Genomic DNA, 24,027 nt, shown 5'->3' with positions numbered 1-24,027 from the left:
CGTTGTCCGTTTCCGTCGTCGTCGCGACCGACGCAGGCGAGCCGGCGACCGCGCCCCGAGTTTCGCGAGATGGAGTCACCGTGTCCTCGAACGTCTTCCGCCGCGGCATCGGACGGCTGCTCTTCGACCGGGGGCCCGATGAGCTGAGGGTCTGGAGTGTGGCACAGGTGCCGAGGAGCACACTGTACGGTGCCCCCGTCGAGGCCAACATTCTGCTTGAAGGTACCGACGACATCGACCAGGCCGATCTTCTCCTGGTCGGCGAGGTACTCGGCAGGCTCGACCACTACCTTGAGACGGGGCTCCGCTTCGTGCGTGAGGCGTTGGAGGCCGACCCGGCTTTCTTCGGTCTCACCGAAGCGGAGTCGGAGTCCTACCGCGGCCTGCCTGTCGCAGACTTTCCTCTGGATTCCCCGCAGCTCAACTTCTACATCGACGAGTGGCACCTGCGTTTCGCCGAGGGGCGTATGCCCATCTGCGACCCCTACGGTCTCGTGATCGTGTTCAACGGGCAACGGCCGTTGAAAGTGGAGGACTTGAGCGACGCCACTGCCGTCGACGCCGATGGCACCGATGGCATCGACGGCTCGGGGCGACAGGATTCCTGAACCACCGGCAGGTTCTTCACGGAGTGCGACTCCGCATGATGTGGCCCGATGCCCTGGTCGAGACGGCGAAGCAGATCACCGTCCCGATCGAGTTCGCCATGCCGTGGGACAACGAGCGCATCCCGCGCGAGGCCGGCCTCGCGCTGTTCGACGCCTTCGCCTCGAAGGAGAGGACGTCGCACGCCAACGCGGCCCAGCACTTCGACATGCCCAGGTTCGAGGCCGACAGCGCGGTCCGGTTCCTCGCCCGGCATCTTGGCCGGACGGTCACCTCACCGGCCCGAGGTGAGCGGCAGCGGCGTCCGGTCCGCCGACCGGGCGCCGCGACCGCGGCCCGGGAGTCCTTCGGCCAGGTGGTGTCCTGGTCGTCTCGGCCAACAGCGACACGGACAAGCGCGAGTTGGACCAGCTCTGGGCCAGTACTCCGGTGACCGGGCGCCCGGCCCGCGAGGGCGCCACCCCTTCAGGCCGAGGAAGTCGGGCTGAAGGGGGCGCCGACGGCGAAGCGGCGTGCTCAGCGGGCGCCTGGGGCGTCCGGCAACCGCACGACGGCGGTACCGGCCTGGGACTCGCCGAACCGCCGGCTCCGCACCTCACAGCTCCACCTGATCCGACGTCACCACGCGACGATCATTGCGGGCAGGATGACCCACGCGGCGAGTGTCGCCGCGACACCACGGGAGACCCGCATGGCTGACTACTTTCCGTACCGCATCGTGACCAGGAGAGGGGACCTGACGCTGATCTGGCGGCCCGGCGAGGGCGATGCACCCGATGAGCTCCTCGTTGACGACCTCGGAGGACTCCTCGCGTTCCAAGACCTCAAGACGCTGCGGGAATACTGTGAGCGCAACGACCGGGAGCTCATCTGGGAGGGCGAAGGCACTCTCGATCTGGCCGTCGTACGGCGATGGGTCGAGCACCCCGACCTTGACTCGGTGTCGGCAGGACTGCTGTTGGAGGCGTGGAACTTCTTCGAAGACCTCTCCCGCAGCCTGAAGGCCGGCCCGCCCCTTCCCTCCCAGGGATCAATCCACGACAGCGCCTACGAAAAGATATTCGGCGGTGACGCTCTCGAACCGACCGCCGGCGAGGGGGCCTGGACGGACGAGGAGACCGCGGCCGTGCGCGAACTCCTCCGAGCCGGGCTGGACCTCTGGGAGCATGCCGTGCGTGGGTCCGGCACCGGCTGATCGAATCTCCGGGTCTTTCCGCGCACCCAGCTCAAGTGCCGCTGGACACCAGTCCTGTCGGCATGCGAGATCGACTGCGCTGGGCGAGGCTGGGTGAAGCCGTCCGTTCGACCACCGATGACCCAGGAGGTGCTGAATGAGACGCACGCACTATGCCGCGATCGCGGTCACCGCCGCTGTGCTGTTCACGGGAACCGGAGCGACGTACGCGGCCGGAAGCGACGTACGGCCTGCCGTGACGCACAGTACTCTGGCAGACACCGCGCAGCCCGCCACCGTCACGCCGCCCACTCCAGGGCAGATCGCCGCCCTGTTCGACAGCTGGAACGCGGCACTGGCCACCGGCGACCCGAACCGTGTCGCGGATCTCTACGCCCCGGGCGCCGTGCTGCTGCCCACCGTCGCAAGCATCCGCACCACCCGCGCCGGGATCGTCGATTACTTCACGAAATTTCTGGAGAGCAAGCCCGTCGGAAAGATCCAGGAGCGGTACATCAACATCCTGAATGATACGAGCGCCATCGACACGGGCCTCTACCAGTTCACGCTGACCGACAAGGACGGCAGCAAGAGCACGATCAACGCCCGCTACACCTACGTGTACGAGTTGCGTGGCGGCCACTGGCTGATCATCAACCACCACTCCTCGAAGGTGCCTACGGGCTGAGATCCGTCTCCTGGCCTCCGCCCCCTGTTCCATGCGGGTGCTGCGAGGCTCGCCCCACAGCCTCGCAGCACCCGACGTCGAAAATGTCCGTTTCGGTGGTCATCACCACGATCGTCAAGCCGCAGCAGCGTGTCTCAGCGCGCATTCACCCGCGCGGCCCCGGCCATCGGTCGGTACGCACACGGAGCCGGATACGACCGCTGCGTGCCGTTGACGCAGCCAGGGATGAGCGGCTATCCGCAGGGCGGAGACCGGTGGCCGCCGCGGCCTGACTACAGCGACGCCCGCGAGGCTGCCCCCGCGAAGGCGACATGCAGGTCGATGACGACCTCCTCGCCCTCCCAGCGGCCGCGCTCCGAGATCTCAAGGCCGATCAGTGCCAGATCACCAGCCTGGCCCCGCAGCTCGTACTGCTCATGGGTCTCCTCACCGAGGTCACCCAACTCGTCACGCTCCCAAGCGGCCACCGCGGCCTCGGCCACAGCCCTGGGCAGTCGCACCGTGACACGGCCGACCTGGGCGTCGACATGCTCCCCGATCGCTGCCAGCACCTTCGAGTCTTCCCGATACCGGACGTACTCCTCTTGATCCACCACAGGGCGAGGCTACTCGGACTGCTGGACCGGTCCCGACTGAATCAACCCGGCGTCTATGCGGTCAGAGCACTGGCCCTCAGCGGGCCGGGTCTCCCGGGTGATCCACTCAAGGTACGGCAGCGGCCCGGACAGGATCGGCAGTGCGATTACCTCCGGGATGAAGATCCAGGAGCGGTGCTGCCAGGGTTTGAGCGCGTCCTGGGCGAGCCGGCGGCGCACGGTCGACGCCGACATGAACGGGGCGATGCCCCGCCGGGCGGCCTCGCGGGCCAGTTCCGGGCACGACCAGCGTGAGAGCGGTACTTCACTCTCGGCAGGCAGCCGGCAGGTCGGCGCCCTGACCTCAGCGGCCTGCAGCGGTGTGAACGAGGCGGGACGGCCGCAGCGTTGACGGTCTTCGAGCCCGGGCAGGCCCGCCTGGGCGAACCGGCCACGCCAGCGGCGCACGGTGTCCAAATGCAGCCCCGTCTCCCGGGCGATGCATGCGTTGGAGCGTCCACGCGCGGCGTGCAGCACCACTGTGCACGCACCCGCAGCCTGCCCCGCCCGTCACCGCCCCAGCCCCCGTAATGACCGGTGCAAGAGGCCACTTGGGCAGGAAAAACGCAACTTCGACATGGGCCGCAGAGGCAGCTATCTTCACCTGGTCTTCGGCGATCGCCCACGGCCGCACAGGAGTTCCTTCAGGCCGAGCCACCCGCGACGGGACGAGTCGGTCACGCCCCACGAATCCTCGCCCCCATGCCCAAGCCACCGAACCAGGTCCACACCAGGCACCCCCCGACCAGGGAGAGACGCATGCCCCGTCTTGCGCTGTACACATTCGGCGTCCTGCAGTCACCTCTCGCCGATCCCGCACCTCTCACACGCGAACTCCACGACAGCGGCGAGGCCATCTACCGGAAGATCAGCCGGCACCCCGGATACCTCGCTCATGCCGAAGCGGCGGACGGCGGCCAGGGCACACACTTCGACCTGGACTGGGGTGCGTGGGGAGAGTTCGTCGTACCGACCTGGTACGGCAAGGGCCACACGGTGGAAACCATCGCCCTGGCCGCGACACTCTCACTCTGGGCCGACCTGCGCCCCGCCTTCGACGCCATCTACACCGGTCTGCACCGTGAGGCGCTGAACAGGCGTTACGACTGGTTCGAGAGGACAGGACACCCGGCTTACGTGTTCTGGTGGGTCTCCGACGGCGTGACACCCACCTGGCAGGACGGGGTTTCCAGGCTGGAACACCTCCACGACCACGGCTCCGCGCCGCACGCCTTCACCTTCCACCACTCGTTCGCCCCGGACGGAACTCCGACCAGGATCGAAGGCATCGGGCCGAAGAGCGACCGGTTCGCTGACAAGGAAGCCTGAACGACTGGGTTCGCTGTCAAACGCCTCGATTGAATGACGGCGAACAGATGCGTCTGCGCTACGGCGGATCCGCCAGTACCTGGGGCTTCGCCCTCTACCTCGCGAGCACCGACGAGCACCAAGACGCCATCCTGCCCACCAGCGGCTTCGCCGGCACCCCCGAAGACGCCCTCGACTGCGCCTGCGGCCTCTACCTCACCGACCCCAGCATCTGACCCCGCACCACACACAACACAGGCTCCACAGTCAACCCCCGAAGGATTTACGGAGCCGACCACTAGGCGCGTATTTGATTGTGATCAAGAGGCGGTCCGGGTGAGGTCTTTGATCCAGATCATCGAGGCGTGGAGGTGGAGGCCTGCGAGGTAGCTTTCCGGGGTCTTGTCATATCGGGTGGCGATGCCTCGCCAGGTCTTCAGCTTGTTGATCAGGCGCTCGACGGTGTTCCGGTCCTTGTAGAGCTCGGCGTCGTGGCCGACGGGCCGGCCGCCCTTGCCGCATCTCCCGCCACTGCCCGCCCGTCCGGAATCGCCAGATCACGCCCTCGAACTGCTGCCGCAGCCGCTCCGGGTACGGGCCGTACTCGCCGATCAGCAGGTACGGCTCGATGAACTCCCACTCCGCATCCGTCAGTTGCACTCGCGTCACACAAAACGATCTACCAGACCAGGGCCCGCCACGAGGGTGAATCCCGCAGATTGATTACAATCAAATACGCACCCTAGGCCGTTGTCGACTCGGTGTAACTGGGTGGAGGGCGATCGCCAAGCATATCTATTTGATTATGTGACCATGAGTGGCAATTCATTCGGAAATCACCCGTATGGATCGCGTGCAGATCTTCGGTGTCGGCTAATATAAAGTCGAACCTCTTCCCTGGGCGAATGAGGGATGGGTCGTCGAAATCTACGATGCCTGCCGACGGGAAGGGAGTGTCAGGTCGTCGGAGATCGATGATCGCGAACCTGCCATATTTCCCCACAGAAATAGGCTTTTAGATGACACTGAACATCTCTGGCGCGCTTAACTGGCGCGCAATTTCGACTTGGGTCGCGACGGTCGTGTTCATCGTCGCTGCCGCAATCACGACATCGCTGCTGCCGGCTCATGCCATTGCCACGGCCGTTCCCCTGGGGACGGCGAGCAGCTTCGCGGTTCTGGGTGGCCAGTCCGTCACCAACACCGGTCCCTCCGCCATCACCGGAGACCTCGGAGTGAGCCCGGGTTCGTCAATCACCGGGTTTCCGCCTGGTTTGGTGAGCGGGGCCATTCACCAGGCGGATGCGGTCGCGCTTCAGGCCCAGACCGATCTGACCACGGCGTACAACAACGCCGCGAGCCAGGCCACGAATGTCACCCTCACCTCCCCTGGAGACCTCGGTGGCCTGACGCTTGTTCCGGGTGTCTACACCGCCTCTTCTTCCATCGACCTCACGGGCACCCTCACGCTTGACGCGCAGGGTAACCCCAACGCGGTCTGGGTCTTCCAGGTCGGATCGACCCTGACGACGGCATCCGCCAGCCGTGTGCTCCTGATCAACGGTGCTGCGCCGTGCAACGTCTACTGGCAGATCGGAAGTTCTGCCACGCTCGGCACCAACACCACCTTCGTAGGCAACATCCTGGCACTGACCTCGATCGGACTTAACACCAGCGCGAGCATCGATGGCCGAGCGCTGGCTCGCAACGGCTCCGTGACGCTGGACACCAACCGGATCACCCTGCCCAGCTGCCCAACGACCACCACTGGCGGTACAACTGCCGGTACTACCACTGCCGGTACCACTGCCGGTACCACCACTGCCGGTACCACTGCCGGTACCACCACTGCTGGTACCACTGGCAGTACCACAGGCGGTCTCCTCGGCGGTGTGCTCGGCGGTGTGCTTACCACGGGTGGCACGACAAGCGGTCTCCTGGGCGGCGCGGTCGCCGGCAACACCACTGGTAGTACCACGGCGGGTGGCATCACCGGCGCTTCCGCGATCGGTGGCATCACCGGCGCTACCACAGGCGGTAACCACGGCGAGCACGGTGACCACGGAGGGCATGGTGACCACGGAGAGCACGGAGAGCACGGCGAGCACGGCGAGCACGGCGAGCATGGTGACCACGGAGAGCACGGCGAGCAGGGGTGTTCTCCGTGCGACGACAAGTGGGGCGAGCCCGTGAACTCGTAGCTGATTCGGGAAGTCAGGTGGGCACCACGACAGGCGGGCCATGAGCAGAGGCCCTCGTGCGTGAATGCGGCTCCGGAGTGCGGCCCTCGGGGGCTGCGTCCGAGGTGGCAGCCTGCTTGACAGACGCAAAAACTGGTGGCGCGCGGCGGATCGTCATGGACCCTGTCGCGCGCCCCAAGACGCTCAAGGCAAGCAGAGTCTAGGGAGCAGTCACAGTGGTAAGGACGGGGCCCAGTCGTGCGATGGGCGGCACAGAGTCCGTGAAGACGAAGGAAGCGGGCCGCCAACCGGCCGACGACGGCATCCCCGCCGACGTGGTGCAGGGCACGCAGCCGTCCGTCACCGAGTCCGGCGAGCAGCTTGCCGGCCTGTCAGGACTGTCGCGCCCGTTGGGGGCGGCCGCAGTCGTCGCTGTGGCTCTGTGCCTGGCAACATCCCTCGTCCACGTGCTGCTGGTATTTCTGTATGTAGCTCCCTCGAACCAACTGTCCCAGTACTACGGCAGGCAGCTCAATGCGTGGATCTTCCCGTTGTTCGAGCAGAACTGGCGGCTGTTCGCTCCGGACCCGGAGTCCGTGACTCGGCAGATTTCCGTGAGAACCGAGCGGACCTCAGCGGATGGTAACCGCGAGGTCAGTGACTGGTTCGACCTGACCGCCGTCGACGACTCCGACGTCGAGCACAACGTCTTCCCGAGCCATACAACGCAGAACATGCTGCGTCGATCCTGGATCGCTTATCTCGAAGCGTATGGAAGCGACGACCAGCCGCACTCCGAGCGGGCTGTGATGTTGCGGAGATACCTTCGCAACATTGCGGTGGAGCGACTCGCCGTCCATCAGAACGTTACGTATGAGGCCATCCAGTTGCGGGTGATTACTCGGCCCATCGCGGCGCCCACCACGCCGGGCGGTCCGCGCCCGACCGCACCAGCCTCGGTCGACACCAGGTACCTGCCCTGGTGGAAGGTGGCATCCAATGGAAACTGAGCAGACTCCAGTTCCGGCGCTCTCTCCGCGCCACACGGCCCTGCGGAACGGTGACGCCGGCAGCCAACGGATGCCCCGCCGAATCGGCGCGCTGGGCAGCGCCGTGACCGATCGACCGATGTCCCTGTACGCGGCGGCAGTGCTGCGCATCGGGTACGGCCTGCTCTACCTGGCCTTCCTGCTGAGGGAGTTCCCGCACCGCGACGAGATCTGGGGTCCTGGTTCGCCGTGGACGCCCGCCCTGGCGAGGCAACTGTTCGATCAGACCGGCTGGTTCAGCATTCTTACCCTGTCTGACAGTCAGGCGTACTTCGAGATCTGCTATGCGACGGCTGTCGTCACGTCCGTACTGTTCGTCCTGGGTTGGCGGACCAGGATGGTGTCGCTCCTGTTCGCGGTCGTGGTGACCTCGTTCCATGCGCGGGCCATCTTCATGACGGACGGGGGAGACAACCTCATCCTCCTCATGGCCGTGTACCTCTCCTTGACTGCCTGCGGCCGACGCTGGTCCCTCGACGCGCGGAGGACACGCCTCGTAGCCTCGGGCGATGCAGAGCACTCGGTGTCAGGTCCGAGAGCGCCTGGCTTCTGGTATCAACTCGGCGTCACACGCAAGCTGTTGAGCACGGTGCTGCACAACTGCGCCATGGTCGTCATCGCGGCTCAGGTCTGCATCGTCTACGGATCCGCAGGCTTCTACAAGGTGCAGGGCGGCTCCTGGGGAAACGGGACTGCCCTCCACTACGTCATGAACCTCGACCTGTTCCGGCCCTGGCCGGCGTTGTCACTCATGGTGGACAGCCACCCCATCCTGATCGCCGTCGCCACCTACATGACGGTGCTGTTGCAGGTGGCCTTCCCGTTCGTGCTGTTCGGCAGGCTGAAGTACATCGTCCTGACAATGCTGCTCGGGATGCACGTGGGCATCGCCGTTCTGATGGGTCTTCCGCTCTTCTCCGGAGCCATGATCGTCGCGGATGCCGTATTCCTGCCGGACCGCTTCTACGCATTCCTGGGACAACTGTGGCGGCGCACCTTTCAACGGGCAGTTGCCGTGGGAGCAGGGGAACCATCCCAGAGGGAGAGCCCAGTCGTACCGGCGCAGCCCGGATCGGCCGGCTGAGGCCAAGATGTGCGAGGAACTGTTCCAGCCGTGGACGGAGACGAGATGAGCGGCGCGGCCGCCAGCACAGAACCAGTGCTGGCGTACGACGGGGACTGCGGCTTCTGCCAAGTCACGATCGATCGGATCCGCCGGCTGGCCGGTCCGCAGATCGAAGCCGTACCGTGGCAGGTTCTGCCGGAGCAGCTCACCTCCCCACACCTGGCGCGGCTGGACCGGGAGGTGCTCCTCTTCCACAACGGCGCGGTCCGCGCGGGCGGGGCAGACGCGTTGGCTCGATTCGTCGGATCCTCATCGGCCCGCCGGTACCAACTGGCAGCCGCCGCGGCCGGCCTGCCCGGCGTACGAACCTGCGCCCGTCAGGTCTACGCCCTGGTGGCGAAGAACAGGCGGCACATGCGCGGCAGTACGGCCTCCTGCGCCCTGCCCCGGCCCTGAGTCACCCCAGCACGAACACATTGGCCCTTCGCGGGGAGTGCGTTGAGGTCGCTGTCCTCGGACCGGGCTGGGTCACCGGCTTGATCGAGGAACTCCGGGAGATGGCGGTGAGCTTCTCAGAGTCCCTCGCCAAGGACCGGGCATCCGTCTACAACATCATCACCCGCCGCGCCGCCTGAGCCCATCACCTGCGACACCGTATCCGGCGTCGGCGCAGGCTCCGGCTGAAGGCCGCCCTGCTCGGACGCTCCAGGGGCGGGCAGACCAGCAAGGTTCATTGCGCCGGTGACCGGAGGTGCCGCCCGCCGGCGTTCGTCCTGACCGAGGGGCAGACCGCGGACAGCCCGCAGTTCATCCCCTACGAGTACGGCGGAACCGTTGTCAACCTCGCGTCCGGGGAACAGGTCCGGTGGTTGCCGAGGCGTCAGGCGTCGGACCTGGCACTTCCGGGAAACGACTTCTGGGTCTTCGACGGGGGGACGGTTGTCTTCAACCACTTCACCGGTGACGGGGACTGGGCTGAACCTCCGAAGGAGCTCCGGACCGAACCGGCTGTGGCGAAGCTGTGCGTGGACGCCTTCGAATCGGTCTGGGAGCGGGCCACCCCGCACGACCGGTACAACGTCTGACCCTCGCCGCAGCAGCTACGAACACCGGACAGCCGGCTCATGCCGTCAGCTTCCCCGTCATCCAGCGCTCAAGCCGCACGGAAGGCACTCATTTCAAGCGGTTCCGGCTCAACTTCTGTGGCGGGCCCACCAGCCGTGATGTCGGTGGCAGGTGGTGGGATGGCCGCACCCTGAAGGACGCCTGGTGGGAGATTCCGATGCCCGTGTACCCGTCGCTTACCCGTGCTCTGGCGGAGGCGTTGATCGATGTTCTCTGGTTCATCGAGGGCTGCGAAGACGAGCAGATGGATCCGGACGACGCTGTCAAAGTCCTGGAGGGCGTTGCCCACCTTGTGAGCCGGTTGTCGAGTGATCAGCGCAGCGAGTTCATCCACCTACTCGGGACGATGGCTGAAGAAGAGGCCAATCCTTCGCGCCGCGAGTTCCTGGAGGGCTTCCCAGAAGGTTGCGGGCTTGTGGAGGATGCGGGGTGACCTGGGCTCTATGAGCGGAGCAGCACCCGCTTGCGGAGGAGGTCGAAGCCAGCGCGGCCAACCATCCGGCGACGGCCCGGGGTGAGGGCGGTCGCGCGGTGGTGCATCGGAGGATGCATTTCACCTGAGTTGGTCAATATTTAGGAGTGTGCGGTCCAAGGCCTGCGGTCGACGACAGTCGATCCGACCAACTGGCTCACCAATCGGCGCTGATCTGATCAGCGACCGAGAAGTCGGTCTCGCAGTCAGGGCAGGTTGCGTTTCCGAAGACGTAGGTCAGCGTCTGCGCGACCTCGCGTTGCCCGTCCGCGAGCGCGATGTCATGGAGTCGTTGGCCGATGCTGTCCAGCTCTGCGGGAGCCGCTGGTCGTAGGGCTCTTGTCTCGATGTCGCCGTCCGAGAGTGCATAGTCGTCGCTGGTGGAGAAGAAGCCACGCTCGCCGAGGACGATGAACAAGCTCGCGTCGCAGCCTGGGCATGAGATCTCGTATTCCTCGTTCCCGAGCCCCCAGGCCAGGTCTTCACTCCAGCCCACGACACCTTCGAAGCCCAGCATGGCTTCCATGAGGTGGATGTACTCGGTGCGGTCCGAAGCGGTTCGACGGTACTGATTCACAGTTCTCAGCAGTGCCGCGATCTCCGCCGCATGCTCTGAGAGGATGTCGCCGGCCCCGTGCAGCTGACCGGCGCCGGCCGTGATCGCACCCGCCAGGACGAGGGCGTTGACCGCCTGTTCCCGGTTCCTGCTCTCCGCCGTGCCGGCCAGCCAGGGCAGTGCTGCGAAGCTGGCCGAGTAGACGCTGCCCTGGTGACACAAGGCCGACCACAGGTCGTGCCAGAGCTCGGCGCTCGGCTCTGCTGCGATCCGGTCCAGCAGGGGCGGTATGTCCTCGGCGGCACCGTAGGCATGGCTGAGTTGCGACCAATCCGTCATGCCGAGATCCAACCAGGCCGATGGGCTCCTTGCCGAAGCGGGATGGCGCTCGCCGGCTTCGAAGAAGTCCAACTCGGACGCCGGTAACGCAGCATGTCCGCAGGCTGCCACAGCTGTCCGTCCGGAGTCGCGCCGATATCCGCCCGAGGCCCCTGATACCCGGAGCCTCGGACGCGCGACTCAACCAGCGGTTACGGGACAACCTTAGCGATCGACGTCCGTCGGGCTCGCGCTGATCACTCAGCGCGAGCCCCAGTTGGACTCGGCCGCGAACAGGCGACACCTGAACACGCGAGCCCACCAGTCCCGGGGGCCGAACCGGCCTGCGATCGCTCCCCGGTTGTCCTGAGTCTCCGTGTGAATGTGCGGGAAGCGCACTCTCACCCTTCGAGTGCGGAGACTGCCCGGCGTCAGCGAGGTCGCCGATCCCGCGCCGATTGTTGTTCACCTCGGCTCGTGCGAGGCCTGGGCCGAGCAGTGTGGTGTGCCGCTTCGGGAGACCGTTGTCCGTGCGGGCGAGATCGTTGCTGATGTCATCGAGGCACGGGGGTCGTTCGGGATGACCTGCCTCGGCGGGATTCTGGTCTGCGGGGCGTAGTTGTCGGTGGCCCCTTGCGAGGCGCAAGGGGCCACCGAAACGATTCACTGCGCGCCGCCGCCGAAGTGGTCGAACTCGCCGGCCTTGATGCCTTGGAGGAACTTGGCGAACTTGGTGGGGGTGGTGCGGACGATGATGTCGCCGGTGTCGGACTCGCGCAGTTCGACCAGCCCGTTGGCGGTACGTACCTTGACACACGTGTCGTTCGCGGCGGAGCGGCTGGACTTCTGCCAAACGGAGCCGGCCATGATTGCTTTGCACCTGTCGGCTCCTCCGGCAGTTGCGCGACTGCCTGAACCGGGAGATCGACGAGGAACTGCTGGTTCGGTATCGAGTGCTTCTTCGGGCGCGGGGCGGGCATCAGGTCGTTTGAAGCTCGGTGAGCAGCCGTGCGGCCTCCTGGCGCGCGGGCTCGACCCGGGGGTCCTCCGGATGAGCGTCGGGCTCGGCGAATTTCGCGAACACGAACAGCTTCATCACCTTGCCGTCCCGGCTCTCCAGATCGTGGTGTCGTTCCCGCCGCACGCGCTCCGCGAGAGCCGGGACGGCCATGGAAGCCGCCAGTAGTGAGGCGGCGTCCAGGCCGCGTGGCGCGTTACCCCAGTCCTCCCAGTCGAACAGGCAGAAGCACGGACCGGTGACGTTCGCCCAGTTGAGGTCGGCGTGAGCCGGAAGCCACTGGCGGACGGCCGCGTCGGCCCGGCCCGGAAAGGCGGTCCGGATCGTCTCGGTGACGAGAGACTGTGTGATCGGTTCGGTGTCGGGTGTCGCGATGCGCGTCCGCTGCCTTCCGAGCGAATCCAGCGTGGTGCCCAACTCCTTCCACCACGCGTCCGGAAGGCGCGGATCGGCGGAGAGCACGCTGGTACTGACCGGAGTCCCGGGCAGCAGGGTGGTTTCGTCCGCCCGCCACAGCGCGGCGTCCACGGAGTCGCGCCAGGACACGGACTGCCGCCAGTAGGGCTTGGCGATGCCGGTCAGCGTCTCGGCACACTCGGTGCCGTTCCAGCCCTGCCCGAGAACCTTGTGCAGAGGTCGTCGCTCGACACGAACCCAGGTCTCGCGGCTCGTCCGCGCCCCGACCGAGCGTCGCTTGCGTACCACCGTGTCCGTGTCGAGCCGGACTTGAAGCGTCCGTGCGACGCGATCGAGCACCTCATCGATCGGTTCGACCCGCAGATCCACGACGCGGCCATTGGCTACCGAGGGCGTCATGCCGGTGACCGTAACAGCGGAGTCGGCTCCGTGGAGCGACTTCGTCCCCGAGCATTCCGGACGACCAAGAGCGGAGTCTCGTCGTCGGGACGGGCGACGACGACGAGCAGGCGGGCGGCCATTCGTCGTGACGCGGCGGCCCCTCGCTCGGATGAGCGAGGGGCCGCCTTCGTATGCGGCGCGGGCGGTTGTCCGTGGGGATTCGGCTGCCGCGACGGTCGGAGTTGTGCACGATCACGTTATTCCCCACGGCTGCGGTCACGTAATTCCCCAGGATCTGGTTGGGACTGTATACCCATGCCTGTCGGGTGATCATGAGCCGTGCGATGATGTGGAAATGAGCATTTCTCGAAGGGGCCGTGCCTCGTAAGAAGCCTGTGTCGCTCCGGACTCACGACGTCCCGCGGACGAGTCCCTGGGTGCGCTACCGCGATGTCCGCGGCCTGTCCGGGGCGGCCAACGCCGCCATCCGGCGGCTGGAGAGCCAGCGGTGGCTGCCGGGACATCTATCTGCTGCCGTCAGCGTGTGGACTGCCCACGTCCACGGCACTCAGCGCCGCTGGCGGCCGTGGGAGGCCGAATTCACCTGCCCATGTTGCGGCGAGGAATGGGCCCGAGACTCTCTGGCGGATGCTCTCACCATGCTGCCACCACGATCTGCACGTGAACTACGGCGGGTGGTCGACGCATTGGATGAGGTTCTGCACCGGCGAACCTGCCACGATCCCCATGCACCGTCGGAGTTGCCCTGGTGGCGACGTCGATGCTGAACGTGTCCGTGCTCGATGTCGACTCGATGCGCAGAGGCCTGCGGCGGGGCCAGCTGTTTCCTCGGCGCCGTCACCGCCGCAGCCCTTCTTAACTGGCCCCGATCATGATCGCCCGGACTGAGTCTGGCTGATCGGCGGCTTGTCGGTGGGGTTCTTGGGGCGTTTGTTCGGCCTGTAGCTGGGGCCGTTCATGATGACCTGGTGACTGGTGTTGATGAGCCGGTCCAGGAGGGACTCGGCGACGACGGGGTTGGGGAAGAGCGGATACCAGTCGCTGGGTGCCCGGTTGCTGGTGATGATCAGGGACCGACCCTGCCGCTCGCTGACCAGCTCGTAGAGGTCGTCGGCCCGGGCCGCGGTGAGCTGGCGCATCGCGAAGTCGTCGAGGATGAGGACGTCGGGTCGGATCAGCTCGCGGATCCGCTTCTCCCAGGTTCGGTCTGCGTGGCCGCCGGCCAGGTCCGCCAGGATCCGGCTGGTCTTGGCGAAGCGGACGTTGGCGCCCTGGCGGACGGCCAGGTGGCCTAGGGCCTGAGCGATGTGGGTCTTGCCGACGCCGACCGAGCCGAACAAAATTACGGACTCGCCGGCGTGCAGCCAGCGCAGGGCGGCGAGGTCGCGGATCTGGGCTGCGGGCAGCTTCGAGGAGGCTGCGAAGTCGAACTCCTCCAGGGTGACCTGCTGCTCGAACTTCGCTCTCTGCAGACGCCGTTGGAAGGCGACGGTCTCACGGCGGGTGATCTCGTCCTGGCAGAGGACCTGTAGGAAGTCCAGGTGCCCGAGCTCACCGCCGTGGGCCTGAAGCAGGCGGGCGTCGAGGGTCTCCAGCATCCCGGATAGCCGAAGCGCCTTGAGTGACTCGCGAAGGGCCGTGTTCATCACGCTCATCGGGCGGCCTCCTGACTGTCGTCGCGACCCTGGTCGTCGCGGAGTTCGCCCTGCGTCTGGGTGGGGATGGCGGAGGCGAACAGTTGCTGGGGCCCGTGGAGGAAGGCCGCCGCTCCGGCGTTGCCCGTCTCTGGCTCCGGGTCGGTCTCGGTGTCGGCGATCAGGATGCCTTTGATGGTGCGGTAGGACGGGTCGCCGACCGTCATTGCCTTGGCGCAGGCCGCCTCCAGCCTGCTGTCGCCGTACTTCTTGCGCAGGGCGATCACCCCCTGGGCGGCGCGGAGCCGGTAGATCGCGTTGACCTCCAGCAGCTGGCCGATCACCATGCCGCAGGCGTCGCCGACCTCGGCCGCCTGGGTGCGGCACCAGATCGGCGTGCGCATCTGGAAGGCGATCTTCTCCGGCGGGTAGTCGCTCTTGTCGGTGCGCTTGCCCTGTTCGAGGGCGGCGTGGGTCTTGACCAGCTCGCCGTCGTGGAAGATCTGGACCATGGCGGCGGTGGAACGGACGTCGCCGCACCGACCGATCAGCTTCCAGGGCACCGAGTAGAGGGTGCGGCCGACCTTGATGTGGATGTCCGGGCCCACCGTGGCGGTGGACCAGCAGGCCAGGACGAACGGTGTGTCCGGCAGTGGCAGAAGGGCCTGGACCTCGATGGCCTCGAACACCGACAGCGGGGCGGCCCCGCCCGGCGGCCGGCACTGCCGCCCGCCGGCGACGCCCTTCGCCCGGGTGACGGCCTCGGACTGCATGTGCTCGACCGAGGTGAACTGGCGCCCGCTCCAGAACGAGTCGCGGAGGTAGGGCATGGGCCGCTCGACCCGCGGCTTGCCCTTCGGACGCAGGGCTCTCGCCGGGTCCACCAACGCCCCGTAGTAGGTGGCGAGTTCGGCATACGCTCTGTTGATCTTCGGGTGGTAGAGGTCGGGCTTGTCGACACCCGTGCGCAGGTTGTCCGGCACCAGCCGACGCGGGACGCCGCCGAAGAACCGGAACGCCTCGACGTGGGCCTCGGTCCAGGCGTGCTGGTTCATGTGCAGCACCGGGCGGACGAACATGTGCCGCGAACATGGCAGCACCATCACGAACGCCCAGACCCGGTGCCGCTTGCCGGTGCGCGGGTTCGTCCACTGCCCCATGAACCCGTAGTCGATCTGGGCCTCCGAGCCCGGCTCGACGACTCTCCTGAGGTGGAGCAGGGGGTTGGCGCTCGCGGGCCGACCCCACGCGGTGCGCTCACCAGTGTGTCTGGGCCGCGGGCCCCGGGGCGATGGATGACACGGCCGGCAGCCCACGCCCGGACAGGTTTCGGGGCGAGCTGGGCACTGACGCGAGGTAGGTCAGTGCGAGATGGCGTCGATCAGGTCGCGGGCACCGTCGCGGATCAAGGTGGCGGCGACTCCCATGCCGAGGGCCTCCGGGCTGAGCCGGCCAGCCGATTGCCGGGCCTCCAGCACGGTGGCGCCGTCCGGCGAGAAGACCATCGCGCGAAGGCCGAGGCGCCCGTCTGCGAAGGACCGGGCGAACCCGGCGATCGGACTGTTGCAGTGCCCGCGCAGGACGTTCAGCAGGGCCCGCTCGGCGGTGATCTCCCGCGTTGTCGCGTGGTCGCCGAGCGGGGTGAGGAGGTCGATCAGCTCGGTGTCGTCCTCGCGGCACTGCAGGCCGAGCACGGCGGCGCCGAGCGGCGGGCACATCTGCTCGACGGTCAGGATCTCGCTGATCCGGTGCTGTTCGCCGATGCGCTCCAGCCCGGAGGCTGCCAGCACCAGGGCGTCGACCTCCCCGGCGTCGAGGGCCGCCAGCCGCAGGTTCGCCGTCCCGCGGATCGGCACCAGGTCCAGGTGGGGGTGGCTGCGGGTGAGCTGGGTGATGCGCCGCACCGCCGAGGTGGCGACCCGGGTGCCGGGCGGCAGCTGGTCGATGGTGAGGCCGCCTGGGTGGATCAGGGCGTCGCGGATGTCCGCGCGGGCGGGGTGGGCGGCGAAGACGGTGCCCGGGGTGACCAGCGGGTCGCCGGCCACGTCCTTCATGCAGTGCACCGCGAGGTCGCAGACGCCGGTCTGCAGGGCGTCCTCGATGTCGCCGGTGAAGGCGCCCTTGTCGTGGAGCTTGGCCTGTTCGCCGGGCTCGCGATCGCCGGCCGCGACGAACGGCACCAGCTCGGTGGCCACGTCAGGATGGAGGGTGGCCAGGTCGGTGCGGACCTGGGCGACCTGGGCGAGCGACATGGCCGAGGCGCGGGCGCCGATGCGGATGGTGCGGCGGGTGGAGGGCATTCGATCTCCATTCATGATTCCGACATACCGTCGGAAAAAGGTCGGGCCATGCTCAAGTAACATGCGGTCAACATCTGCTCAGATGCTTGGAGTTGGGGAATGCGGACGCTGATTGTCGGATCGCGGGCCAGTCACCTCGCGCGAGCGCAGGTCAGGGAGTTCCTGGCGCCGCTGCGGGAGCGCTTCCCCGACGTCGAGTTCCGCCACCAGGTGATCCTTGAAGGCGGTGACCGGGACCGGAAGGCGGCCCTTTCGCAGGTGTCGGCCCGCTCGGGTGGCAGCGCGTTCTCCACCGAGCAGGAAGCCGCGCTGGCGCGGGGCGAGGTGGACGTGATCGTTCACTCGCTGAAAGACCTGCCGACCAGCAACCCGCCCGGCCTGGTGCTGCTGCCCCCGCCCGGCCGCGAGGACGTGCGGGACGCGCTGTGCGGCTCCACGCTGGCCGGCCTGCCGCAGGGCGGGCGAGTCGGCACCTCCGCGGCCCGCCGGATCGCCCAGTTGCTGCACCTCCGTCCGGACCTGGCGTTCGTGCCGATCCGCGGCAACGTCCCGCCGCGGCTGAACAAGCTCAAGACCATGAACCTGGACGGCGTCGTTCTGGCGGCGGCCGGGCTGGTGCGGCTCGGCCTGGACGACGCGATCGGCGAGCTGCTGCCGCTGGACCAGTTCCCCCCGAGCCCCGGCCAGGGAGCGCTGGGGATCCAGATCCGCGAGGACAACGAGTCGGCCCGCGAGATCCTGGCCGGCACCGGGGACGCAGTGGTGGACGCGGAGGTGCGGGCCGAACGGGCGATGCTCGGCGAGCTGCACGGCGGGTGCTCGGTGCCGGTCGGCGCCTACGCGAAGGCCACCGGCGAGACGCTGTCGCTGCACGCGCAGGTCACCTCCCTGGACGGGACGAAGCAGGTCGAGGCCCGCCTCTCCGGCCCCGTCTCGGAGCCGGAGAAGCTGGGCATCCAGGTGGCCGGCCTTCTCCTGGACCAGGGCGCCGAGGCGATCCTGGCGGAGATCCGCCCGGCCGGTTAGCCGGTCAGCAGCCGGGCGAGGTCACCGGCGGCGTAGGTGATGATCCGGTCGGCGCCGGAGCGCTTGAGCATCGTGAACAGCTCCAGCAGTGGCCGGAAGTCCCGCCGCCCGGTGCCCGGGTCGATCGGGGCCAGACGCGTGTACTCGCCGGAGACGGAGAACGGCACCAGCGGCGCCGACGTCTTCTGCTTGAGGCTGGTGAGCACGTCCACCGAGAACATCCCCGGCTCCAGCAGCAGCATGTCCGCCCCCTCGCCGACGAAGGCCAGGCCGGTGTCCACCGCGGTATCCGGCTGGCGCGGACTGATCTGGAACGGCCGGTGGGTGCCGGAGGCGGGGGTGGCCCGCATGGTGGCCCGGTAGCCCTCGTAGAGGGCGGAGTCGAAGATCAGGTGCGGCATGGTCGCCACGTCGCGATGGCCGTGTTCGTCCAGGGCCTGACGCACGCAGGCGGTGGTACCCCGGATCATCGCGGCCGGTCCCACGATGTCGGCGCCGGCCCCGGCCTGGATGACGGCCTGGGCGGCGATCATCGCCGCCGTGCGGTCCAGGTCGATCCGTCCGCCGCTGGTCAGGTGGCACTCACCGGTATCGGTGTGGCCGCACAGGCAGTTCTCGGTCATCACCGCGATGCCCGGCTCGGCGTCCTTGGCGGCGTGGATGGCCCGCACCATCAGGCTGTCCGGTGCGCCGGCCCCGGACGCCTCGGCGTCGCGATGCAGGCTGTTGGCGAACACCTTCACCGAGCGGATGCCCAGGGCGGCGAGGTCGCGCACCGTCTGTGGGATCTCGGCCACCGTGACGGTCGGCATCGGCCGGTCGGCGTCCTCGTTGCCCTCGCGGACCAGCAGGACCATCGACAGGTCGGCCGCCGTCAGCGAGGGACCCTCCAGGAAGCTGCGGACGGCGGCCCGGCCGTGCAGCCGGGCGACGTCCGTGATCGCTGTGCCGTGCTGGGTGGTGGTCATGTCGTCCTCTCGATCGTGGCTGCGGGCGCGTGAATCAGCGGGCGCCGGAGGCGGCCAGGGCGGGCGGGTGTATCGGTGGGCGGCGCGGGCCCGGCAGGCGGCGGATCGCCGTGCGGGCCGCCCGGCGGGGGTGGACGAAGAGCCGGCGGCTGGTGGGAACGGAGGCGGGGTCGCGGACCAGGAAGAAGCTGCTGCTGCATACGCGCATGTCGAAGGAACCGGGCGTCAGGCCGGTGCTGGGGGCTTGGATGTGCCGTGCAGAGGGAAGGGACCGATCTCGCCCGGCCGCCCGCTTGGCTGGTACATAGTCAACTACCTTCCGTAGTGATACCGGTGGTGCCAGCAGGGGGTGCATTTCTCGCGCGGGGGGCCGCTTTGGGGGGCCAGGATCGGGCACCAGTCAGTCAAAGGTTTGGGGGACGGGCATGATGGCACCAGACGGCATCGGCACCGTGCTGAGGCGGATTCGGGAGGCGGCCACACTCACCCGCGAGGAGCAGGCCCTGCTCTTACAAGCGGCTCCGCAGGCACCCCGAGTGGGGCTACCTCACGCCACTCGAAATCCGCCAGCGGCGCCAGCAAGGCCACACCCTCGCGGCGTAGATGGAGAGTGTCCGAGCCGAGGGTGGAACTTCAACGCGCACCCATGGTGTGTGCAGTGTGGTCGTACTGCTGTCGTTGCCGCCCCCTTCCTGAGTCGCGCCGCTGTCGGTCACCCGGAGGGTGCCCGATCCTGAAGCCCGGATCGGGCCAACGTAGTTGTGCGCGCAGTGCCGCGGTCGGGAGGCCACCGTTCATCGGTCCGGAGGCTGGGCAGCGGGGTGCGTCAAGCCCATACGTCGCTTCGACCCGGACATCTTGGAGCGGACGCAGGATGCCATCCGAGCTGCCGGCTTCGAGGTCGCCCCGGACCCGAGCCCGCTGGTCGCTTCTCCAAGGCCGTGTCGGGTTGTTGCCGCGGTTACCAGCGAAGGTGGACCGGCCGTGCCACGAGGCAGTGTGTCGCGTCATCAGCTATTGGGTAGTGCCGACAAAGCGCGAGTACCCGCAACCGGCTCGACACAGGAGATGGCCATGAGCCTAGAGTTCTTCGGGATCGACCCTGAGACGGAGAAAGACGGCTCGCCCACGGTGTGGGTCGAGGACGAGACGGCGGATCTGATCTTTCAGGGCGAGACAGCAGATGCGTTGCTGGCCGCTGAAGTTGGCAGCAAGAGCTGGGCACCCGGCCACTCGGCAGGGATCCCCGTTCACGAGTCGGTCATTCGGATCCCGGCACGTATGGTGCCGATCATCAGGGAGGCGTGTTGTGTCGCAGAACGCAGGGCAGCCGGTGGTGCCCGGCTTTGATGACCTGCTGGCCGGGGCTCAACGGTCGGCGGTGCATCTGGAGATGCGAGACGCCTACGGCGTGGGTGGCGAGTCCTCCGGTTTCAGGCGGTGGCAGAAGACCGGCGAGCGGGACAACGACCCGAGCTCGGACTACTGGCGGCCGTGGGTCGAGCAGATCGCGGCGACTGTTGCCCGTGGCGTGGTGATCCGCCGCGCCCGGATCGTGTCGGAGCCTGTGACCGACTACATCCGGTACGAGTACGGCGGCACCGTTGTCAACCTCGCGTCCGGGGAACAGGTCCGGTGGTTGCCGAGGCGTCAGGCGTCGGACCTGGTACTTCCGGGGAACGACTTCTGGGTCTTCGACGGGGGGACGGTTGTCTTCAACCACTTCACCGGTGACGGGGACTGGGCTGAACCTCCGAAGGAGCTCCGGACCGAACCGGCTGTGGCGAAGCTGTGCGTGGACGCCTTCGAATCGGTCTGGGAGCGGGCCACTCCGCACGACCAGTACAACGTCTGACCCTCGCCGCAGCAGCTACGAACACCGGACAGCCAGCTCATGCCGTCAGCTTCCCCGTCATCCAGCGCTCAAGCCGCACGGAAGGCGCTCGCAGATCGACTTCAGGGCATCCGGAAGGATGCGGGGATCAACGGGCGTGAACTGTCTGCCCGGTGTGGCTGGCACCCTGCCAAGACCTCACGCATCCAGGATGGCCAAACCGCCCCGTCCGAAGCCGACATCAGGGCGTGGTGCGAGGCGTGCGGAGCCGGAGATCAGGTGGACGACCTGATCGCGGTGTCAAGGGCCGTCGAGTCCATGTACATGGAGTGGCGAAGGCTTCGGGCCGGCGGCCTTCGGAACCTCCAGGACTCGTACGCCAAGCTGTACGAGGAGACCAAGGCGTTTCGCTTCTACACCTCGGACGTGATCCCTGGTGTTCTCCAGACCTCGGCTTATGCGACAGCGATCATGTCCCGCTTTGTTGATGCGAGCCGGACGTCCGATGACCTGGAGCGGGCTGTCGCGGCCAAGATGGAGCGGGCGAAGGTGATCCATACTGGTGATCACCGCTTCGTTTTTGTCGTTGAAGAGTCCGTGCTGCGCTACCGGCTCGGGAACGCGGAGGTGATGGCAGGTCAACTTGGGCATTTGCTCGCCGTCATCTCACTGCCGCGTGTCAGCCTGGGGATCATTCCATTCACCGCTGAGCGGACCATATGGCCCGTGGAGTCCTTCCGGGTCCACGACGATCAGCGAGTGCAGGTCGAACTCGTCTCAGCTGCCGTGAACGTGACAACGCCCGGTGAGGTGCGCGAGTACGTACGAACGTTCGCTGAGCTGCAATCACTTGCCGTCTATGGGGCAGAGGCTCGGGCTCTTATCGTGGCGGCGACAGAGGCACTGGGCTGATCAGAGCGCAACTATCCGCAACTTTCTTGAGGCCGGCTTCTGGCTCTTCCTACGCTCGTCACGAGAGGTGAATCCCGAGCGAAGAGGAGCCGGCTATGTCTGGCTGAGTACGACTCCAGCGTCGCCGCTGCTGTGTGCTCGAAGCCGTGTTCGTCCGGCTGGCCGTTCTGCGAGTGAGGCGAAGCGAAGTGCCTGCGCAAGGGGCCGGCCGAGGAGCACGCTGGGTGGCTGCTGTTCGATCTCTGCACCCCGGCTCTCTGGGTCGTCCACCGCCCCAGGAGCGTAAGTTCCCGTAGCTGCCGCCGCAGCCGCGCAAGCGGTCGCGCATACGAAGCGCGGGCGCTATCGGCACCGCCGCTGACATTACGTAGGGTGATCAGAATATCACGGATTTGGTGTGCGGGTCGTCGGGTGCGGGATGGTGGGTCGACCGCGCGAGCGGCGTGCGGACGTGGAAGGGGCCGAACGTTGAAGAAGATCGCTGCGAAGCTCTGGCGGATCATCAGGGGTCCGATGCAGTGGCGCGTTCTGTGGCTGTGGCACTCGAAGTTCATGGTCGGCGTGACGGGCATCGTTCGTGACCAGGACGGCCGAGTGCTGCTGCTGAAGCACCGGATGTGGCCGGAGGGTCGGCAGTGGGGCTTGCCAACCGGCTACGCGAACGCGAAGGAGACCTTCGAGGACACCATCGTGCGCGAGGTCCGCGAGGAGGCCGGGCTCACGGTGAAGGTGTGCGAACTGGCGCACCTGAAGAGCGGTTACAAGCTGCGTGTCGAAGTCGCCTACGAGGCCCTGTACGTCAGCGGCCGGATCAAGGTGGCCTCGTTCGAGATCCTGGAGGCTCGATGGTTCTCACCGGACAATCTTCCCGAGGGAGTGCAGGAGTCGCACCAACAGTTGATCGGACGTCGGCGGTTCTGACCCTCGGTCGATCGCTCACGCCCTCGTGCCTGGGGCCGAACGAGCACCTGGCCGGCGACCTGGCCGAGCAGTCCGAGCTGGCGTATCTGCTGGCCGCGCGACGGGCGACGACGGCGCTCGACCAGGCGCACCCGCACGTGACGTTCTCGCTGCTGCACTGGGTGCTGGACACCTGGGTGGATGACGCGGCGCGGGAGGTGTTCCGGCAGGGCGCGTATCTACTGGCCGACCGGTACCGGGAATTGGGATTGAGTCAGCTGTTGCCGATTGATCGGGTGTGGGTCGGGGTGCGCTCGATCCGGTCCGATGCGTTCGGCGGGTTTCACCACCCGAACCAGGGTTACCGGCATCTCCAGTTGGCGTCGGTGATCACGCGGTACGGGCGGCTGAGCGATCCCCGGTTGGCCTCACCGGAGCTGGTGGCGCTTGACCTGCTGCGGTCCTACGCTCATGACTGCCTGCACTTCGGTTCGTTCCGTGAGTACCGGCTCACGAGGGGCAGGTGATACGCAGCCGGTACGGGATCAACTGGCGTGACCTACAAGGGCGAACGTACTCCGCCCGCGATAGGGACGACGCCACGTCGACGCGGAATCTGGGCATCGTGATGGAGGGGGCCACTGATCGGGAGGCCCGGACGATCGCAGCTGCGGTGGCCGACCGCCTGGGCCTGGCCGGGCGCGTCGCCGTGCATGACCGCCTGGCTTTCCGCGATACCACGGGGCGGCTGGAGCCGGCCGACTTCGACCACGTCGAGCCCGGTGTTGCGACCCTGTTCCACCTGGCGATGGCCGGATACGAACACGGCGTCGGGGCTCGGTACCAGTGCTTCCTCGCAGAGATGGGCGGGGCCGACGCGGAGACGTTGCACGAACTGATAGTCGGGGCCGTGATCACCGGTGATCTGGCCAAGCTGGCGGGGTGGCTCGATCAGCGGCACGGTTCACGAGCGTTCCCCCGTATCTTCCGCTCGCCGGCCTACACGGGACCTGACCCCGGAGAGTAGGACCGGGACAGACCCTCGGTACGCCGGGCTGGTCGACCGATACCGGAGGGACCTGGAATCACCGGGCTCGACCCCTGTCTATCCCGCGTCTCTTGGCCCGTCTCACTGTCGGTTCGGACCAGCTTTCGGCGCTAGGTTCCGCGGACACCTTTCCGGCGGCCACCTTGGCCGCGCTGAGCTCTTCCTCTGTCTGACGGCTGGCGATCAGGGGCCCCGGTGTGTCGGACTCGCTGTTGACGCGTGCGGTCACGGCGGCCCCCCCCCCCGGGGGGGGGGGGGGCCCCCGGGGGGGGGGGGGGGGGGGGGGGGGGGGGGGGGGGGCGAAGCCGGTCCAGGCGGTACGGGTGGGCAGCCGGTGGACGGTCCGGCCGGTGACGGCGTTGAGGATCACGGCGGCCCGGTGGGCGCCGAG

At 67.4% G+C, this 24,027-nt stretch carries 28 protein-coding genes and 3 pseudogenes; 19 read left to right on the top strand and 12 right to left on the bottom strand.

The annotated features are described in order from the left end of the window. Nucleotides 1–80 precede the first annotated feature (80 nt). The 4 genes from ACIO5D_RS35470 (at nucleotide 81) to ACIO5D_RS35455 (ending at nucleotide 2,468) form a co-directional block, all read left to right on the top strand. Nucleotides 81–608: a hypothetical protein gene (locus ACIO5D_RS35470; RefSeq protein ID WP_400800226.1), complete on the top strand. Its 528-nt coding sequence runs from the start codon at nucleotides 81–83 to the stop codon at nucleotides 606–608. A gap of 35 nt (nucleotides 609–643) precedes the next feature. After that, complete coding sequence (locus tag ACIO5D_RS35465) at nucleotides 644–1,039, top strand: hypothetical protein (protein WP_400800223.1); 396 nt, start codon at nucleotides 644–646, stop codon at nucleotides 1,037–1,039. 258 nt (nucleotides 1,040–1,297) lie between these two features. Next, nucleotides 1,298–1,801 carry a hypothetical protein gene (locus ACIO5D_RS35460; protein ID WP_363611990.1) on the top strand — a complete coding sequence of 168 codons (504 nt, stop codon included), beginning with the start codon at nucleotides 1,298–1,300 and terminating at the stop codon, nucleotides 1,799–1,801. A gap of 136 nt (nucleotides 1,802–1,937) precedes the next feature. Next, entirely contained in the window at nucleotides 1,938–2,468 is a 531-nt protein-coding gene (locus tag ACIO5D_RS35455; RefSeq protein WP_400800221.1) for an SgcJ/EcaC family oxidoreductase, read from the top strand. Between the two features lie 272 nt (nucleotides 2,469–2,740). Here the strand turns inward: ACIO5D_RS35455 and ACIO5D_RS35450 are convergent, their stop codons facing one another. Beyond that, nucleotides 2,741–3,064: a hypothetical protein gene (locus ACIO5D_RS35450; RefSeq protein ID WP_363611994.1), complete on the bottom strand. Its 324-nt coding sequence runs from the start codon at nucleotides 3,062–3,064 to the stop codon at nucleotides 2,741–2,743. 9 nt (nucleotides 3,065–3,073) lie between these two features. Continuing rightward, nucleotides 3,074–3,583, bottom strand: a complete 510-nt coding sequence (locus ACIO5D_RS35445) for a helix-turn-helix domain-containing protein (protein WP_400653810.1) — start codon at nucleotides 3,581–3,583, stop codon at nucleotides 3,074–3,076. A gap of 279 nt (nucleotides 3,584–3,862) precedes the next feature. Between ACIO5D_RS35445 and ACIO5D_RS35440 the strand changes: the two genes are divergently transcribed. Next, nucleotides 3,863–4,432: a DUF3291 domain-containing protein gene (locus ACIO5D_RS35440; RefSeq protein ID WP_400653812.1), complete on the top strand. Its 570-nt coding sequence runs from the start codon at nucleotides 3,863–3,865 to the stop codon at nucleotides 4,430–4,432. Nucleotides 4,433–4,479: 47 nt separating this feature from the next. Further along, nucleotides 4,480–4,647 (top strand): hypothetical protein, encoded by a 168-nt coding sequence (locus ACIO5D_RS35435; RefSeq protein ID WP_400653814.1) that lies wholly within the window; start codon nucleotides 4,480–4,482, stop codon nucleotides 4,645–4,647. A gap of 84 nt (nucleotides 4,648–4,731) precedes the next feature. Here the strand turns inward: ACIO5D_RS35435 and ACIO5D_RS35430 are convergent. Together ACIO5D_RS35430 and ACIO5D_RS35425 are read right to left on the bottom strand one after the other, a co-directional pair. Next, a pseudogene (locus ACIO5D_RS35430) lies at nucleotides 4,732–4,926 on the bottom strand (hypothetical protein); the annotation flags it as partial. A 52-nt stretch (nucleotides 4,927–4,978) separates the two neighbouring features. Continuing rightward, nucleotides 4,979–5,071: pseudogene (locus ACIO5D_RS35425) on the bottom strand (hypothetical protein); the annotation flags it as partial. A 359-nt stretch (nucleotides 5,072–5,430) separates the two neighbouring features. Between ACIO5D_RS35425 and ACIO5D_RS35420 the strand changes: the two are divergent. The 6 genes and pseudogenes from ACIO5D_RS35420 (at nucleotide 5,431) to ACIO5D_RS35395 (ending at nucleotide 10,264) form a co-directional block, all read left to right on the top strand. Beyond that, a complete protein-coding gene (locus ACIO5D_RS35420) occupies nucleotides 5,431–6,612 on the top strand; it encodes an ice-binding family protein (protein WP_400800218.1) in 1,182 nt (393 codons plus the stop codon). 260 nt (nucleotides 6,613–6,872) lie between these two features. Then, nucleotides 6,873–7,601 (top strand): DUF5819 family protein, encoded by a 729-nt coding sequence (locus ACIO5D_RS35415; protein ID WP_400653818.1) that lies wholly within the window; start codon nucleotides 6,873–6,875, stop codon nucleotides 7,599–7,601. Beyond that, nucleotides 7,591–8,724, top strand: a complete 1,134-nt coding sequence (locus tag ACIO5D_RS35410; protein ID WP_400653820.1) for an HTTM domain-containing protein — start codon at nucleotides 7,591–7,593, stop codon at nucleotides 8,722–8,724. Before ACIO5D_RS35415 ends, ACIO5D_RS35410 begins: the two co-directional genes overlap by 11 nt. A 30-nt stretch (nucleotides 8,725–8,754) precedes the next feature. Next, nucleotides 8,755–9,162, top strand: a complete 408-nt coding sequence (locus ACIO5D_RS35405; protein ID WP_400653822.1) for a thiol-disulfide oxidoreductase DCC family protein — start codon at nucleotides 8,755–8,757, stop codon at nucleotides 9,160–9,162. Between the two features lie 350 nt (nucleotides 9,163–9,512). Continuing rightward, a pseudogene (locus tag ACIO5D_RS35400) lies at nucleotides 9,513–9,791 on the top strand (DUF6879 family protein); the annotation flags it as partial. A gap of 197 nt (nucleotides 9,792–9,988) precedes the next feature. Further along, nucleotides 9,989–10,264: a hypothetical protein gene (locus tag ACIO5D_RS35395; protein ID WP_400653824.1), complete on the top strand. Its 276-nt coding sequence runs from the start codon at nucleotides 9,989–9,991 to the stop codon at nucleotides 10,262–10,264. 196 nt (nucleotides 10,265–10,460) lie between these two features. Here ACIO5D_RS35395 and ACIO5D_RS35390 read toward each other — a convergent pair whose 3' ends face one another. The 6 genes from ACIO5D_RS35390 to hemC (ACIO5D_RS35365) all read right to left on the bottom strand — a co-directional run bounded on the left by ACIO5D_RS35390 (nucleotide 10,461) and on the right by hemC (ACIO5D_RS35365) (nucleotide 16,948). Beyond that, a complete protein-coding gene (locus ACIO5D_RS35390) occupies nucleotides 10,461–11,270 on the bottom strand; it encodes a hypothetical protein (protein WP_400653826.1) in 810 nt (269 codons plus the stop codon). Between the two features lie 570 nt (nucleotides 11,271–11,840). Then, entirely contained in the window at nucleotides 11,841–12,044 is a 204-nt protein-coding gene (locus ACIO5D_RS35385) for a DUF397 domain-containing protein (RefSeq protein WP_400653828.1), read from the bottom strand. 112 nt (nucleotides 12,045–12,156) lie between these two features. Beyond that, nucleotides 12,157–13,011, bottom strand: a complete 855-nt coding sequence (locus ACIO5D_RS35380; RefSeq protein WP_400653830.1) for a hypothetical protein — start codon at nucleotides 13,009–13,011, stop codon at nucleotides 12,157–12,159. A gap of 872 nt (nucleotides 13,012–13,883) precedes the next feature. Continuing rightward, nucleotides 13,884–14,669 carry an IS21-like element helper ATPase IstB gene (istB, locus tag ACIO5D_RS35375; protein ID WP_400653832.1) on the bottom strand — a complete coding sequence of 262 codons (786 nt, stop codon included), beginning with the start codon at nucleotides 14,667–14,669 and terminating at the stop codon, nucleotides 13,884–13,886. After that, nucleotides 14,666–15,808, bottom strand: a complete 1,143-nt coding sequence (locus ACIO5D_RS35370; protein WP_400653834.1) for a Mu transposase domain-containing protein — start codon at nucleotides 15,806–15,808, stop codon at nucleotides 14,666–14,668. The genes istB and ACIO5D_RS35370 overlap by 4 nt, the downstream gene beginning before the upstream one ends. Before the next feature lie 201 nt (nucleotides 15,809–16,009). Beyond that, on the bottom strand, nucleotides 16,010–16,948 hold the full coding sequence (gene hemC / locus ACIO5D_RS35365) for a hydroxymethylbilane synthase (protein ID WP_400653836.1): 939 nt from the start codon (nucleotides 16,946–16,948) through the stop codon (nucleotides 16,010–16,012). A 99-nt stretch (nucleotides 16,949–17,047) separates the two neighbouring features. On the opposite strand from hemC (ACIO5D_RS35365), the gene hemC (ACIO5D_RS35360) reads away from it, so the two are divergent. Further along, complete coding sequence (gene hemC / locus ACIO5D_RS35360; RefSeq protein WP_400653838.1) at nucleotides 17,048–17,974, top strand: hydroxymethylbilane synthase; 927 nt, start codon at nucleotides 17,048–17,050, stop codon at nucleotides 17,972–17,974. Here the strand turns inward: hemC (ACIO5D_RS35360) and ACIO5D_RS35355 are convergent. After that, entirely contained in the window at nucleotides 17,971–18,942 is a 972-nt protein-coding gene (locus ACIO5D_RS35355; protein ID WP_400653840.1) for a hypothetical protein, read from the bottom strand. The two genes, hemC (ACIO5D_RS35360) and ACIO5D_RS35355, sit on opposite strands and share 4 nt — an antisense overlap. 34 nt (nucleotides 18,943–18,976) lie before the next feature. Continuing rightward, entirely contained in the window at nucleotides 18,977–19,150 is a 174-nt protein-coding gene (locus ACIO5D_RS35350) for a hypothetical protein (protein ID WP_400653842.1), read from the bottom strand. An 866-nt stretch (nucleotides 19,151–20,016) separates the two neighbouring features. On the opposite strand from ACIO5D_RS35350, the gene ACIO5D_RS35345 reads away from it, so the two are divergent. The 6 genes from ACIO5D_RS35345 (at nucleotide 20,017) to ACIO5D_RS35320 (ending at nucleotide 23,615) form a co-directional block, all read left to right on the top strand. Continuing rightward, entirely contained in the window at nucleotides 20,017–20,292 is a 276-nt protein-coding gene (locus tag ACIO5D_RS35345) for a hypothetical protein (RefSeq protein ID WP_400653844.1), read from the top strand. After that, the gene (locus tag ACIO5D_RS35340) at nucleotides 20,252–20,797 is read left to right on the top strand and encodes a DUF6879 family protein (RefSeq protein WP_400653846.1); all 546 of its coding nucleotides are present in this window, start codon (nucleotides 20,252–20,254) and stop codon (nucleotides 20,795–20,797) included. Before ACIO5D_RS35345 ends, ACIO5D_RS35340 begins: the two co-directional genes overlap by 41 nt. Nucleotides 20,798–20,836: 39 nt before the next feature. Continuing rightward, a complete protein-coding gene (locus ACIO5D_RS35335; RefSeq protein WP_363612008.1) occupies nucleotides 20,837–21,688 on the top strand; it encodes a helix-turn-helix transcriptional regulator in 852 nt (283 codons plus the stop codon). Between the two features lie 468 nt (nucleotides 21,689–22,156). Beyond that, complete coding sequence (locus tag ACIO5D_RS35330; protein WP_363612010.1) at nucleotides 22,157–22,609, top strand: NUDIX domain-containing protein; 453 nt, start codon at nucleotides 22,157–22,159, stop codon at nucleotides 22,607–22,609. Then, the gene (locus ACIO5D_RS35325; protein WP_400800215.1) at nucleotides 22,534–23,115 is read left to right on the top strand and encodes a hypothetical protein; all 582 of its coding nucleotides are present in this window, start codon (nucleotides 22,534–22,536) and stop codon (nucleotides 23,113–23,115) included. The genes ACIO5D_RS35330 and ACIO5D_RS35325 overlap by 76 nt, the downstream gene beginning before the upstream one ends. 146 nt (nucleotides 23,116–23,261) lie before the next feature. Continuing rightward, nucleotides 23,262–23,615, top strand: coding sequence for a hypothetical protein (locus ACIO5D_RS35320; RefSeq protein WP_400800212.1), 354 nt, complete (start codon nucleotides 23,262–23,264; stop codon nucleotides 23,613–23,615). Nucleotides 23,616–24,027: the final 412 nt, after the last annotated feature.

The sequence above is a fragment of the Kitasatospora sp. NPDC087315 genome (assembly GCF_044744345.1).
Lineage (GTDB): Bacteria > Actinomycetota > Actinomycetes > Streptomycetales > Streptomycetaceae > Kitasatospora.
This window is presented reverse-complemented; position numbering and strand designations above follow the sequence as displayed.